Here is a 12,743-nt window from a genome sequence, read left to right as displayed (position 1 = left end):
AACCTGTGTTCAATCAAGAGGAACACGGGATAGGATATCAAGCGCAGCGGCATGTTGCTCGGCCCCGGCAGCGGCCAGAACGCGCCCGCCGTGATGGGCCGGTCCCCCCTGCCAATCGGTGACAATCCCGCCGGCAGCCTGGATCACCGCAATCGGAGCCTGGATGTCGTAATTGCTTAGCCCTGCTTCGACCACCAGATCAATATGCCCCGCTGCCAGCAGCGCATAGGCGTAACAATCCATCCCATAGCGCGTCAGCTGGCACCGCCCGGCAAGCTGTTGAAACCCGGCGGCCTCGGCGTCCGAGCCGACCTCGGGGAAGGTGGTGAAGATGATCGCCTGATCCAACGGCCGCGCGCCCAGCGTTTTCAGCGCACGTCGGCCATAGGGGCCATCCATCTCGGCCTGTTCCAATCCGCCCCAGAAACGCTCGCCAATATAGGGCTGGTCGATCACGCCGAAAATCGGGCCCGTGTCCGCCGCAGTGTCATCCGTAGCGGCGATCAGCACCCCCCAGGTGGGCGTGCCCGACAGAAATCCGCGTGTGCCGTCAATCGGGTCCAGCACCCAGGAAATGCCCGACGTTCCCTCGGTTTTGCCGAACTCTTCGCCGATGATGCCGTCCGCTGGGCGTTGCTGCGCAAGAACCGCGCGCATGGCCTGTTCAGCGGCGCGATCCCCGGCCGTGACCGGATCAAACCCGCCCGCATCCTTATTGTCCGCAGCCAGGCCCGGCTGGCGGAAATAGGGCCGCACGGCATCGCGCGCGGCATCGGCCAGCGCGTGCGCTGTTGCAATCAAGCTGTCCCGATCTGGCGCGTCTGCCTGTGCCATGGTCCCCTCCGGCGCTAAGGTCATCCTTGCGCCTACACCAGAGGGGCCGCCCGCTCAAGCGGCGTCGGACAGAACCTTGGCCAATTCGAACAGACGGCGGCGCTGCTCTTCGGGGATCGCATAGAACGAGCGGACCAGATCCAGCGCCTCGCGGTTTTTCATCAGTTCGGCAGGTGCGGGGGCAACCTCTTGTCCTTCTTCCTCGCCCAGCCCTTCGAAAAAGAAGCTGACGGGCACATCCAGAACCGAGGCAATATCCCACAGGCGCGAGGCACTGATCCGATTCGCTCCGGTTTCATATTTCTGGATTTGCTGAAACTTGATCCCCACCTGCTCGGCCAGTTGTTGTTGGGTCATCCCTATCATCCAGCGCCGTTGCCGGAGTTTCTGACCTACATGTACATCAACCGGATGAGTCATCGCCCACACCTTTCACTTATTCAATCAATACTACAGGCCGCACGGGAACGCGTTCCCCTGCCCGCAACGGTACGGCTGGCCCTGAGTCCCCCGAAAGCTAGCGATTTTTGAATATGGATCAAGCATTTCGCTCATCAAAAAGGAGAAATTCCGATTCAAACCGACAATTTAAAAGGGTACTCGGACAAATACATGCGGCAATGCGGCATCCTAAGGCAGGCTGTGTTTGACACAAATAAAGGGGCTTCGCATAACAGCCCAAACCGGAGGACCCCATGCGCGCATTTCATCTAACCCAAATCGGCGATCAGCCAAATCTTGCCGAACTTGAGCAGCCCCAGCCCGGACCGGGGCAGATTCGCCTGCGAATCGCGGCGTGCGGTTTGAACTTTGCCGATCTGCTGATGATGCAGGGCAAATATCAAGACACCCCGCCCGCGCCCTTTACCCTGGGAATGGAGGTCGCGGGGGTTGTCGATGCTCTGGGTCCGGACACCGAGGGGCCGGCGATTGGCGCGCGGGTTGCCGTGTTTGGCGGTCAGGGCGGTCTGGCGGACTATGGCGTGTTCGATGTGAACCGCTGCGTGGAAATCCCCGATGTCATGAGCTTCGAAGACGCCGCCGCCTTTCAGATCGCGTACGGCACCAGCCATCTGGCGCTGGATCACCGGGCGCAGATGCAGCCGGGCGAAACCCTGCTGGTGACCGGGGCCGCCGGGGGCGTGGGCCTGACCGCCGTGGAAATCGGCAAGCTGATGGGCGCCACCGTGATCGCCTGCGCGCGCGGGGCCGACAAGCTGAAGGTCGCCAAGCAGGCCGGGGCCGATCATCTGATCGACGCCAAAACCCAAGACATCCGCGCCGTGGTTAAATCGCTGGGCGGGGCGGATGTGGTCTATGACGCGGTGGGCGGCGCGCAGTGGCAAGCGGCCTTTCGCGCCTGCAACCCCGAGGCCCGCCTCTTGCCCATCGGCTTTGCCAGCGGCGAGGTTCCGCAAATCCCCGCGAACCATCTGCTGGTGAAAAACCTAAGCGTTCTGGGGGTTTACTGGGGAGGCTATCTGAAATTCAACCCAAAGGCGCTGACCGATAGCCTGAAAACCCTGCTGGAGTGGTACGCCCAAGGCCGCCTGAAACCGCATGTCAGCCACGTCCTGCCGCTGGACCGCGCCGCCGAAGGGCTGGAGCTGTTGCGCAGCCGCAAATCCACCGGCAAGGTCGTGATCACCCCTTAGGCGCTACATCATCCGGAACGCCTGGCGCAGCTGATCGGTCAGCGGCGTGATCACCTCTTTGTTGCTCTTGTCCGAGACATACATGTTGATCTGCTGAACCGTCAGGTCCGGCAGCGCGCCGCCGTGGTCGATCTGTTCCAGATGCGGCGGCTCGGTGCCCTCGATCATCGTGTGAATCGCCAGATCCGCCGCCACCGTAGCCTCGATCGTGCGGTCGGATTCGGTTTCAACCGCGATTTCCCAATCCTCGCCCACCGCATCCAGCGCCGAGATCGCCCCCGCCCGGAAAATGCAGAACCGGCCAAAGGCCAGCCGCAGCGGGCGCTGTTTCCACGCCGAGCCCTCGGGGGCGCCGATCCATCTGAGCAGCTTGGTGGTCAGGGTCTCGCCGCCCTCGCCCAGCCCGGTTTCGGTGGTCAGGATGACATCGCATTCCCCGCGCGCGAATTGCGCCTTCAGCTCGCGCGTGAACGAGGTCAGCAGGTTCACCTTCATCCGTGGGAACTGCGCGTTGAACCGCTGCAACACCTGCGGAACCGCCGGATACACGATGTCATGCGGCACGCCCAGGACGATTTCGCCCTCGAACACCTGATCCGTCAGACGCGAGATGATCTCATCGTTCAGCTCGACCATGCGGCGGGCGTAGCTCAGCAATTGCTCGCCCCCTGCGGTCAGCCCGATGGATCGGTTCGAGCGATCCAGCAGCGGCACGCCCAGCATTTCCTCAAGCCGTTTCAGCTGCATCGACACAGCCGATTGCGTCAGGTTCAGCACCCCCGCCGCCCGCGTCACCCCGCCCAGATCGGCCACCGCCACAAAAGACCGCAGGGTCGTCACATCCAGATTTCGCATCCCATCACCAATCTTGATATATCAAGTCAAAAACATTCATTTTCCATATGAAGCATTTTCCCTCATATACATCACCAAGACTGATGAAACAAACATTAACCATCACAAACGAGAAAGAGTGTAAGATGACCGCGCATAGCCCCCGCTGCTCCGCCCCGCTCCCCCTGTCCCACGCCGCTCGTGCTTCGCGCGGGTCTGTTCTGGCACGCCTGATGGGTCTGCTGGCCCTGCGCCGGCAGCGCGCGCAACTGGCCCGGCTGGATGACGCAGCCCTGCGCGATATCGGCCTGACCCGCGAAGAGGCCCGGCAAGAGGCCAGCCGCCCTGTATGGGACTCGCCGGACTTCTGGCGCGGCTAAGGGGCGTTTTCGCCCCTTTTTCCACCCCTATTTCGGGCCCCAAGCCTTGAAAAAGCCCCGATCCTGCACGATATTTCTGCCAAGCCCCTCCCAACGGGGCATGAAAGTTCACCACCGGAGGCTTTAATGGCTGAATTCAACACGATGCGAGCGGCGGCCGGGACCCGCGCCGCCCAGATCGACGCCGGGCTGCGCGCCCACATGAACAAGGTCTACGGCACCATGTCCGTAGGTATGCTGATCACCTTTGCCGTGGCATGGGCTGTGGGCACTGCGCCCGCCCTACTGGGGATTTTCCGTGATCCGATCACCCTGCAACCCAACATTCTGGGCTGGATCGTCATGTTCGCCCCGCTGATCATGGTCTTTGCTTTTGGTGCCGCGATCAACCGCCTGTCGGCGGCGGGCGCTCAGGTGTTCTTCTTTGTCTTTGCTGCCGTGATGGGCCTGTCGCTCAGCTGGATCTTTGTGGCCTTCACCGGCTTCTCGATCGCGCAGGTGTTCCTGGTGACTTCGATCGCCTTTGCCGGTCTGTCGCTGGTCGGCTACACCACCAAGAAAGACCTGTCCGGCATGGGCACCTTCCTGATCATGGGGGTGATCGGCCTGATCGTTGCCTCGATCATCAACATTTTCCTGGGCTCGCCCGCGATCATGTTCGCGATCTCGATCCTGGGTGTGCTGATCTTCGCGGGGCTGACCGCCTATGACACGCAGAACATCAAGAACACCTACCTGCAACACGCCCACAGCGGCGATAGCGAGTGGCTGGGCAAGGCCGCCATCATGGGCGCGCTGAACCTGTACCTGGACTTCATCAACATGTTCATGTTCCTGCTGCAACTGCTGGGCAACCGCGAATAAACGTCTCGGTTCCGAACACAAAGAAAGGCCGGCCCCTCGGGACCGGCCTTTTGTTTTGCGGCAGATGCGGATCAGACCACAGCGTTGAACAGGTGGCCCAGGCCAAAGGTGACGCTCATGGCCAGCCCGCCCCAGAACAGCACCCGCAATACCGCCGGGCGCACGGGGGCGCCCCCCATCCGCGCTCCGGTCGCGCCCAGCAACGCCAGCGCCAGCAAAGTCACCACGGCCACCGCTACGGGCACCTGTACCATGGGCGCGGCCAACGCTCCGGCCAGGGGCAGCCCTGCCCCCACCGCAAAGGCCAGCGCCGAGGCGCCCGCCGCCTCCAGCGGATTCGAGCTGGCCAGTTCCGTCAGCCCCAGTTCCTCGCGCGCGTGGGCGTCCAGCGCATCATGCGCGGTCATCTGCAAGGCCACCTCGCGGGCGATTTTAGGATCCACACCGCGATTGATCAGCCCGTCGGCCAGCTCGCCCAGCTCATAGATCGGGTCTTCGTCCAGGGCGCGGCGCTCGCGCTCCAGATCGGCGGCCTCGATGTCGGATTGCGCCGAAACCGAGACATACTCCCCCGCCGCCATGGAAAACGCGCCCGCCGTCAGCCCCGCCAGCCCGGTCAGCAGCAGGCCCGTGCGATCCATCCCCGCCGCGGCCACCCCCACCAGCAAGCTGGCGGTGGACACGATCCCGTCATTGGCCCCCAGAATGGCCGCGCGCAGCCAGCCAGAGCGGTTGATAAAATGGCCTTCTTTGGGCATGGGTTACTCCTGCAACGCATTTGCAAGGGGGCACAGACGCAAAAGGCCACGCAATCGCGTGGCCCTCAACGTCGTCGAAAGGGGGATCAATTACTTGATCTTGCCTTCCTTATACTCAACGTGCTTGCGCGCAACGGGGTCGTATTTACGCACAACCATCTTCTCGGTCATGGTACGAGCGTTCTTCTTGGTCACGTAGAAGTGGCCCGTGCCTGCGGTCGAGTTCAGACGGATTTTGATCGTCGTCGGCTTCGCCATGTTAAAACTCCAGTCTTGGTCTAACGGGTCAGTCGGGCCGCCCGTGGAATCCTTGAAGCCTGCCTTTTAAGGGTTATCCCACCCGAGTCAACAGCAATTCCGCCCCAGTTCTGGGATAACCTGCGCGGCCCTGCCTCAAAGCACCGGCTTGCCCATGGCCGCATGAATTTCCGAGACCTTCTCGGCCTCCAGCCCCAGCGCCGTGGCCAGCCCGTTCAGGTATTGTTTCTCGGCGTCCGTGTTCACCGTGATCGGCATCAAGGCCGCCGAATAGACCTGCGCCTTGGCCGCGTCCCCGGTGTCCTGCGCCAGGCCGGTCACGTCCACGGGGGCGGCCAGTTCGGCCTGCACAAAGGCGATTTCCTCATCCGAGGCCCCCTCCAGATGGGACAGAATCGCCTCTTGCTCGGCGGCGTCGATCTGGCCGTCGGATTTGGCGGCCTGGATCATCGCGCGGATCATCAGGCGGGCGTTTTCCTCGGCCATGGCGGCAATGGGCGTGCCCTGCGTCATCGTTTCAAACAACGCGGACATGCCGCCCGCGCCCGCCGTCGCGGCGCCGGTCATTGCAGCCATCAGGCCGCCCAGCCCCGCCTCGGCCGCGTCCTGAGCGCCTTTGGTCTGCTGGCTGAACATGCCCATCATGCTTTCCATCGCCGCAGCCCCGCCGCCCAGGCCCATCTTCTCGGCCATCTCAGCCATCGGGTTTTCCCCGCCGCCGGCCTTTTTCATCGCGTCCTGGATCCCCTCCAGCCCGCCCATCTGGCGGAATTTGTCCACGCCGCGCGCAGCGGCAAAGCCAACGGCCAGGGTGGCCAGGGTTCTGACAAAACTCATGTAGGGGATCCTCCGGTGCAACAGTCCATGCGCGCATTGTGCGAGGTCGCAGGCAAAAAACCAAGCCTTTTCCGGGGATTGCACTCAGACAGGGCGGGAAAACATGCGCGGAGGGCCTATAAGCCGGATTCTGTCCGGGGGCAGACGCCCCCTGGATGACCATTCTTCTAAACGCGCTGTTGCCAACGCGTCTCTAGCTGCCAACCCGAGCCTCTGGGTCAAAGCCCACCCTGCGGTGATATCGGGCAAGCCCGATCAAACCCCGCGCGAGGCCCCTATTCGGCATTGCTCCGGGTGGGGCTTGCCGTGCCGGTCCTGTTGCCAGTCCCGCGGTGGGCTCTTACCCCACCGTTTCACCCTTACCCAGCGTGCTGGGCGGTCTGTTTTCTGTGGCGCTGTCCCTGGGGTTTCCCCCGCCGGGCGTTACCCGGCACCCTTGCCTTGTGGAGTCCGGACTTTCCTCGGCGGTTGCCCGCCGCGGCCATCCAGCCCTCCGCGCCCGGATGACTTAGGCGTTCGGTGCGGCAGGGTCAACGGGGAAGCGGCGCGCCAGATCCTGCGCAATGGCAATCGCATAGCCGCGATTTTCCGGCCCCGCACAGCCGAACCGCGCGCAGAACGCGCCATAAACATGCAAAGGCGCCATGTCATTGTCGGGCATCACATAGCCAAACGCGCGCAAGGACTGGCCGATTTCCACGATCCGCGCGGCATCCCAGCCCTCTTGGCCGATATAATCGGCGCGCTGCACCTGGGGCCAGACCGAGAGCCCCCGCCGCGCCAGCCTCTGCCAGTCAAACCGGCGCCCCGGATCCTGTTTGCGATCCGGCGCCATGTCCGAATGGCCGATCACCCGTTCGGGCGGGATGTCCCAGCGCGCCATGATACCGGCCAGCAGGGTTTCCAGCGCGGCCATCTGCGCCTCGGCAAAGGGGTGATCGCCCCGGTTCGCCAGCTCGATCCCGATCGAGGCCGAGTTCACATCCGTCACCGCCCCCCATTGTCCGCGCCCGGCGTGCCAGGCGCGCTGCTCTTCGGGGACCATCTGCCAGATGCGGCCGTCCTCGGCGATCAGGTAATGGGCGGACACTTCGGTTGCGGGGTCGCACAGACGGTCCAGCGCGGCCTGGGCTGTGGGCATGGCCGTATAGTGCAGCACCACCATATCGGGGCGCGCCCCCGCCCGGCGCGGGCCGCAATTGGGCGACGGGCACTGGGAAATCCGGCCCTGCACCCGATCACCCGCCCGAGGCTTTGCGGAACGGGCTGGGATCCCAGTCACAGGCATAGCCATCGCCATCGGGGTCCAGCCCCAGCCGGTCACGCTTGGGCCCGCCACGTTTAAGAAATTCCGTCTGCGCCAGATCGGGCGAGGGATATTTCGCACAGTTCCGCGTCGCCCGCGCCGCCGTGCTCAGCGGCGAGCGCTTGTACATCTGCGTGCCCACCGGATGCGAGGTTTCCAGCGCATAGGCCACGATATTGGGCCCGCCCGCGCCCGTCCGACTGGGCACGTTTGTGGGCTGAACCACCTGATATTGCGCGCGGTTTTGCGCCAGACGTTCGGCATCGGATTCGATGCTGCGCTCGGCCGAGACCGCACCGAAATCATTTTCCGAGGAAATACCCGGCGAATTGGGCTGCGCCGGCGCAGGGTTCTGCGGGCTGGCCTGCACAGGCGTCTGGCCCGAATTCAGCGCGGCGGCTGTGGCGGCGGCGATGCGCTCGGCCTCATTTTCGCGGGTCTTGTTTTCGCCGGTCTTGTTTTCGCCGGGCGCGGGCGCGGCAGGCACGGTGCCCGACACGCCGGTGCGGCTGGGCTCCAGCTGCTCTTCGGAAACAGCCAGAGGCGCCGGCAACGGGTTCCCGGCAAGAGCAGCCTCACGCGCGGCCTGCTGACGGCGGTAATCGGCGTAATCGCCAAATCCCACGCCGCTTTCAGGAATGCTTGCCTCGCACGCCGCCAGCCCGATCAGGGCCAAACCACCAAGAAAATACCGCATGAGACCGTCCTGCCTGCTCTCTTTATACCTGCCTGTTTACCACCACTGGCCGGGCTTGGCTACAAATCCGGCGGCTTGCTCCAGCGCGTAGGCAGTATTCAGCAGATCGCCCTCTTCCCAAGGACGCCCGATCAGTTGCAGCCCCAGCGGCAGGCCCTGCGCGTCCAGCCCGGTGGGCACGCTGACGCCGGGCAGACCGGCCAGATTCACCGTCACGGTGAACACGTCATTGAGGTACATTTTCACCGGATCTTCCTCGCTCATTTCGCCCAGGCCAAAAGCGGCCGAGGGCGTCGCGGGCGTCAGGATCGCATCCACACCGGCGGCAAACACATCATCAAAATCCTTCTTGATCAATGCGCGCACGCGGCGGGCCCGGTTGTAATAAGCGTCATAGAAGCCCGCCGACAGCACATAGGTGCCCACCATCACGCGGCGCTGGACCTCGTGGCCGAACCCCTCGGCGCGGGTTTTTTCATACATCTCGGTGATGCCATCGCCGGCGGCCAGCGTGGCGCGGTGGCCATAGCGCACCCCGTCATAGCGCGCCAGGTTGCTGGAGGCCTCGGCCGGGGCAATCACATAGTACGCAGGCAGCGCGTATTTGGTGTGCGGCAGGCTGATCTCGACGATCTGGGCGCCTGCATCCTTCAGCATCGCGGTGCCGTCATCCCACAGTTTCACGATCTCATCGGGGGTGCCGTCCAGGCGGTATTCCTTGGGGATGCCGATCTTCTTGCCACGGATGTCGCCGGTCAGCATGGCTTCGAAATTCGGGACGGCCAGATCGGCGCTGGTGGAATCCTTCGGGTCATGGCCCGACATCGCCTCAAGCATGATCGCAGCGTCGCGCACGGTTTTCGTCATCGGCCCGGCCTGATCCAGGGACGAAGCAAAGGCCACAACCCCCCAGCGCGAGCAACGCCCATAGGTGGGTTTGATCCCCACGGTGCCGGTAAAGGCGCAGGGCTGGCGGATCGACCCGCCGGTATCGGTGCCGGTGGCGGCCAGACACAGATCAGCGGCCACAGCGGACGCGGACCCACCGGACGAGCCACCGGGCGTCAGCGGCGTGTCGTCATTGCCACGGCGCCACGGGTTCACCGCATTGCCATAAACCGAGGTTTCGTTCGAGCTGCCCATGGCGAACTCGTCCATGTTCAGCTTGCCCAGCATGACCGAGCCTGCGTCGAACAGTTTCGAGGTCACGGTGGATTCGTATTCGGGCTTGAACCCTTCCAGAATGCCGCTGGCCGCCTGGCTGGGCACACCCTTGGTGCAGAACAGATCCTTGATGCCCACGGGCAGGCCGCACATGGCGGGCGCATCCCCGGCGGCCAGGCGCGCATCAGCGGCCTTGGCCTGCTCCAGCGCGATCTCGGGCGTTTTATGCACAAAGGCGTTCAGGGCGCCCGCGGCCTCGATGGCGGACAGGCAGGATTCGGTCAGCTCGACCGAGGTCACATCCTTGGCGCGCAGTTTATCGCGGGCCTCGGCCAGGGTCAGTTTGTTCAGATCGGACATTATTCCACCACCTTCGGCACCGCGAAAAAGCCCTCGCGCGCATCGGGGGCGTTTTTCAGGATCTTGTCTTGCATGTCACCGTCCGTCACCACGTCCTGGCGGCGTTTCAGACGCATCGGCGTGACCGAGGTCATCGGCTCCACGCCCTCGACATCCACCTCATTGAGCTGCTCGATGAAGCCCAGGATGGTGTTGAATTCATTCGCCAGCGCGGGCAATGCGTCGTCTTCCACCTTGATGCGGGCCAGCTTGGCCACCTTTGCGGCGGTCTGCGTGTCGATCGACATCGGCAAGTCTCCGGTTTTTCAGTCTTTGATGCGTTTAACGCGCGGTCCCGCCGTCCGCAAGCATCGCCCCGCGCCCAGCCCGCCTGAGCCGCGAAAAATGCGCTGACAGGTGGCAAAACCCAATTCCTAGCTGGTACAGAGCGCGACCCGTGCTAGGCTTTGATCAAACGCGCCGCAGAGGAGGAACAACAATGAAAATAACCTGGCTGGGTCATTCCGGATTCCGAATCGAAATCGAAGACCAGATTCTGCTGCTGGACCCGTGGCTGACCGGCAACCCGATGTTCCCCGAGGACAGCCGCGAAACCGCCCTGAAAGGGGCCACCGCGATCGTGCTGACCCACGGGCATGGCGATCATTCCGGTGACACGCTGGCCATCGCCAAAGAGCTGAGCATCCCCGTCATCGGCATCTATGACCTGATGAGCCATTGGGAAACCACCGAGAACATCCAGACCGTCGGCTTCAACAAGGGCGGCACAATCAGCCTGGGCGACGTGCGCATCACCATGGTGAACGCGGTGCATTCGTCCTCAATGGGTGGGGAAAATGGCCCGATCTATTGCGGCGCCGAGGCCGGCTTCATGATCGCGGGCGAAGGCCACACGATCTATGTCAGCGGCGACACGGATGTGATGGCCGATATGAAGATCTTCAACGACCTGCACAAACCCGACATCGGCATCCTGAGCGCGGGCGGGCATTTCACCATGGACATGAGGCGCGCCTCTTATGCGGCCAAGACGTTTTTCAACTTTGCAACGGTGATCCCCTGCCATTACCGCACCTTCCCCCTGCTGGAGCAATCGGCGGATCTGATGAAAGAAGAGCTGCAGGGCGTGAACGTGATCGAGCCCCAGGTGATGGTGCCGATCGCGCTGTGATGCTCAGCGCCTTTGGGCAAAGAAGTCCTTCAGCAGCGCCTCGGATTCCGGGGCGCTGATCCCGTCATAGACCTCGGGGACGTGATGGCATTGCGGATGGCTGAAAATGCGCGGCCCCTGCGCCACCCCGCCGCTTTTGGGATCGGCCGCGCCGTAATACACCCGCGCGATCCGGGCGGCGGAAATGGCCGTGGCGCACATCGGGCACGGTTCCAGCGTGACATACAGGTCATACCCCGGCAGGCGCTCTGATTCCAGCGCGGCGCAGGCCTCTCGGATCGCCAGAACCTCGGCATGAGCCGTCGGATCGGACAGCTCGCGCGTGCGATTGCCCGCCCGCGCCACCACCGCACCGTCCGGAGACACCAGAACAGCCCCCACCGGCACCTCTCCGCGGGCGGCGGCGGCGCGCGCCTCGGTCAGCGCCTGATCCATATAGCTGCGAAATACCATTCCCCGTCTTTGCCCCGCATTGACAGCTTTCGCAATGGGGGGAAATGGTATAGGCGACAGGCTTGCCCTATCAACGGAGCCCGCAATGACCCAGAAAACGCCCCCCAAGACGCCAGAAGGCGACCGGATCGCCAAGGTCATCGCCCGCGCGGGCCGCGCCAGCCGCCGCGAGGCCGAGCGCCTGATCGCCGAGGGCCGCGTCACCGTGAATGGCCGCAAAATCGACAGCCCCGCGCTGAATGTCACCGTGCGCGACCAGATCGCCGTGGATGGCCAGCCCCTGGCCGAGCCCGAACCCGCGCGGCTGTGGCTCTATCACAAACCCACCGGCCTGGTGACCACCACCAGCGACGAACAGGGCCGCCAGACGATCTTTGACGCTTTGCCCAAGACCCTGCCGCGCGTGATGTCCGTGGGCCGGCTGGATTTGAACTCCGAAGGGCTGCTTTTGCTGACAAACGATGGCGCGCTGAAGCGCAAACTGGAACTGCCCAGCACCGGCTGGCTGCGCAAATACCGTGTGCGGGTCAAGGGCCGCGTCTCCGAAGACCTGCTGGAACCGCTGCGCAAGGGGCTGACCCACGAAGGCGTCAAATACCAGCCGATGGACATCACCCTGGACCGTCAACAGGGCGCCAACGCCTGGCTGACCGTCGGCCTGCGCGAGGGCAAAAACCGCGAAATCCGCCGCACGATGGAGGCCGTGGGCCTGTCGGTAAACCGGCTGATCCGGGTGTCCTATGGCCCCTTCCAGCTTGGCCAGTTGAAACAGGGCGAGGTCGAGGAAATCCGCCGCAAGGTGCTGCGCGATCAACTGGGCCTGCCCGCCGTAGATGAAACCGGAGAAGCCCGCAAAGCCGCCGGGAAACGCGCCCTGCAGCGCAAACCGCGCCCTGGAAAGCCTGGAAAGTTCGGCAAATCCAGCGGCTTTGGCGGCCCCGGCCAGCCTGGCCGCCCTCAGCCCAAAGGCACCCCCGAGGCGAAACCCACCCGTCGCGGCAAACCCAATGCCGCAGACCCTTCGGCCAAACTGGGCCCCCGTCGCGGGCGGGATCAGGGCAAACGGGGCCAAAAACCGCCAAACCGGCAGAAGTGACGCACCGCGCGCAATTCTCCCCCTAGCATCACAGCCGCCGATCCCCTAACTTTCCAGTGTACACAAACACTTGGGG

The 12,743-nt window shown here is 63.8% G+C and carries 16 protein-coding genes and 1 other RNA gene; 5 read left to right on the top strand and 12 right to left on the bottom strand.

The features are described from left to right. Window positions 1-9 precede the first annotated feature (9 nt). Window positions 10-834 carry an inositol monophosphatase family protein gene (locus tag ACP15O_RS02000; protein ID WP_425094354.1) on the bottom strand — a complete coding sequence of 275 codons (825 nt, stop codon included), beginning with the start codon at window positions 832-834 and terminating at the stop codon, window positions 10-12. Window positions 835-888: 54 nt separating this feature from the next. After that, window positions 889-1,254: a helix-turn-helix domain-containing protein gene (locus ACP15O_RS01995; protein ID WP_425094353.1), complete on the bottom strand. Its 366-nt coding sequence runs from the start codon at window positions 1,252-1,254 to the stop codon at window positions 889-891. Window positions 1,255-1,529: 275 nt separating this feature from the next. Between ACP15O_RS01995 and ACP15O_RS01990 the strand changes: the two genes are divergently transcribed. Then, window positions 1,530-2,489, top strand: coding sequence for an NADPH:quinone oxidoreductase family protein (locus ACP15O_RS01990; protein ID WP_425094352.1), 960 nt, complete (start codon window positions 1,530-1,532; stop codon window positions 2,487-2,489). Window positions 2,490-2,492: 3 nt separating this feature from the next. Here ACP15O_RS01990 and ACP15O_RS01985 read toward each other — a convergent pair whose 3' ends face one another. Beyond that, entirely contained in the window at window positions 2,493-3,344 is an 852-nt protein-coding gene (locus tag ACP15O_RS01985; protein ID WP_425094351.1) for a LysR family transcriptional regulator, read from the bottom strand. A 125-nt stretch (window positions 3,345-3,469) separates the two neighbouring features. Here ACP15O_RS01985 and ACP15O_RS01980 point away from each other — a divergent pair, with 125 nt between their 5' ends. Continuing rightward, the gene (locus ACP15O_RS01980; protein ID WP_425094350.1) at window positions 3,470-3,703 is read left to right on the top strand and encodes a DUF1127 domain-containing protein; all 234 of its coding nucleotides are present in this window, start codon (window positions 3,470-3,472) and stop codon (window positions 3,701-3,703) included. Between the two features lie 126 nt (window positions 3,704-3,829). Next, window positions 3,830-4,567 (top strand): Bax inhibitor-1/YccA family protein, encoded by a 738-nt coding sequence (locus ACP15O_RS01975; RefSeq protein WP_425094349.1) that lies wholly within the window; start codon window positions 3,830-3,832, stop codon window positions 4,565-4,567. Between the two features lie 71 nt (window positions 4,568-4,638). On the opposite strand, the gene ACP15O_RS01970 is transcribed toward ACP15O_RS01975, so the two are convergent. From ACP15O_RS01970 to gatC, 8 genes are all read right to left on the bottom strand, one after another. Continuing rightward, window positions 4,639-5,325, bottom strand: a complete 687-nt coding sequence (locus tag ACP15O_RS01970) for a VIT1/CCC1 transporter family protein (RefSeq protein ID WP_425094348.1) — start codon at window positions 5,323-5,325, stop codon at window positions 4,639-4,641. A 90-nt stretch (window positions 5,326-5,415) separates the two neighbouring features. Beyond that, window positions 5,416-5,583, bottom strand: coding sequence for a 50S ribosomal protein L33 (rpmG, locus tag ACP15O_RS01965; RefSeq protein ID WP_039682682.1), 168 nt, complete (start codon window positions 5,581-5,583; stop codon window positions 5,416-5,418). Between the two features lie 135 nt (window positions 5,584-5,718). Then, the gene (locus ACP15O_RS01960) at window positions 5,719-6,420 is read right to left on the bottom strand and encodes a DUF533 domain-containing protein (protein ID WP_425094347.1); all 702 of its coding nucleotides are present in this window, start codon (window positions 6,418-6,420) and stop codon (window positions 5,719-5,721) included. Between the two features lie 103 nt (window positions 6,421-6,523). Continuing rightward, window positions 6,524-6,917: RNase P RNA component class A (gene rnpB, locus ACP15O_RS01955), an RNA gene on the bottom strand. A gap of 11 nt (window positions 6,918-6,928) precedes the next feature. Continuing rightward, window positions 6,929-7,585, bottom strand: coding sequence for an N-acetylmuramoyl-L-alanine amidase (locus ACP15O_RS01950; RefSeq protein ID WP_425094840.1), 657 nt, complete (start codon window positions 7,583-7,585; stop codon window positions 6,929-6,931). 73 nt (window positions 7,586-7,658) lie between these two features. Next, window positions 7,659-8,423 carry a hypothetical protein gene (locus tag ACP15O_RS01945; RefSeq protein ID WP_425094346.1) on the bottom strand — a complete coding sequence of 255 codons (765 nt, stop codon included), beginning with the start codon at window positions 8,421-8,423 and terminating at the stop codon, window positions 7,659-7,661. Window positions 8,424-8,459: 36 nt separating this feature from the next. Further along, window positions 8,460-9,947, bottom strand: coding sequence for an Asp-tRNA(Asn)/Glu-tRNA(Gln) amidotransferase subunit GatA (gene gatA / locus ACP15O_RS01940; protein WP_425094345.1), 1,488 nt, complete (start codon window positions 9,945-9,947; stop codon window positions 8,460-8,462). Then, entirely contained in the window at window positions 9,947-10,234 is a 288-nt protein-coding gene (gene gatC, locus ACP15O_RS01935) for an Asp-tRNA(Asn)/Glu-tRNA(Gln) amidotransferase subunit GatC (protein WP_425094344.1), read from the bottom strand. Before gatC ends, gatA begins: the two co-directional genes overlap by 1 nt. Window positions 10,235-10,425: 191 nt before the next feature. Here gatC and ACP15O_RS01930 point away from each other — a divergent pair, with 191 nt between their 5' ends. Then, on the top strand, window positions 10,426-11,118 hold the full coding sequence (locus ACP15O_RS01930) for a metal-dependent hydrolase (RefSeq protein ID WP_425094343.1): 693 nt from the start codon (window positions 10,426-10,428) through the stop codon (window positions 11,116-11,118). Window positions 11,119-11,121: 3 nt separating this feature from the next. Here ACP15O_RS01930 and ACP15O_RS01925 read toward each other — a convergent pair whose 3' ends face one another. Next, window positions 11,122-11,571, bottom strand: a complete 450-nt coding sequence (locus tag ACP15O_RS01925) for a nucleoside deaminase (protein ID WP_425094342.1) — start codon at window positions 11,569-11,571, stop codon at window positions 11,122-11,124. Between the two features lie 85 nt (window positions 11,572-11,656). Here ACP15O_RS01925 and ACP15O_RS01920 point away from each other — a divergent pair, with 85 nt between their 5' ends. Continuing rightward, window positions 11,657-12,667 carry a pseudouridine synthase gene (locus ACP15O_RS01920; protein ID WP_425094341.1) on the top strand — a complete coding sequence of 337 codons (1,011 nt, stop codon included), beginning with the start codon at window positions 11,657-11,659 and terminating at the stop codon, window positions 12,665-12,667. Window positions 12,668-12,743: the final 76 nt, after the last annotated feature.

The sequence above is a fragment of the Youngimonas ophiurae (nom. illeg.) genome (assembly GCF_049803795.1).
Classification (GTDB): Bacteria; Pseudomonadota; Alphaproteobacteria; order Rhodobacterales; family Rhodobacteraceae; genus Thalassobius.
This window is presented reverse-complemented; position numbering and strand designations above follow the sequence as displayed.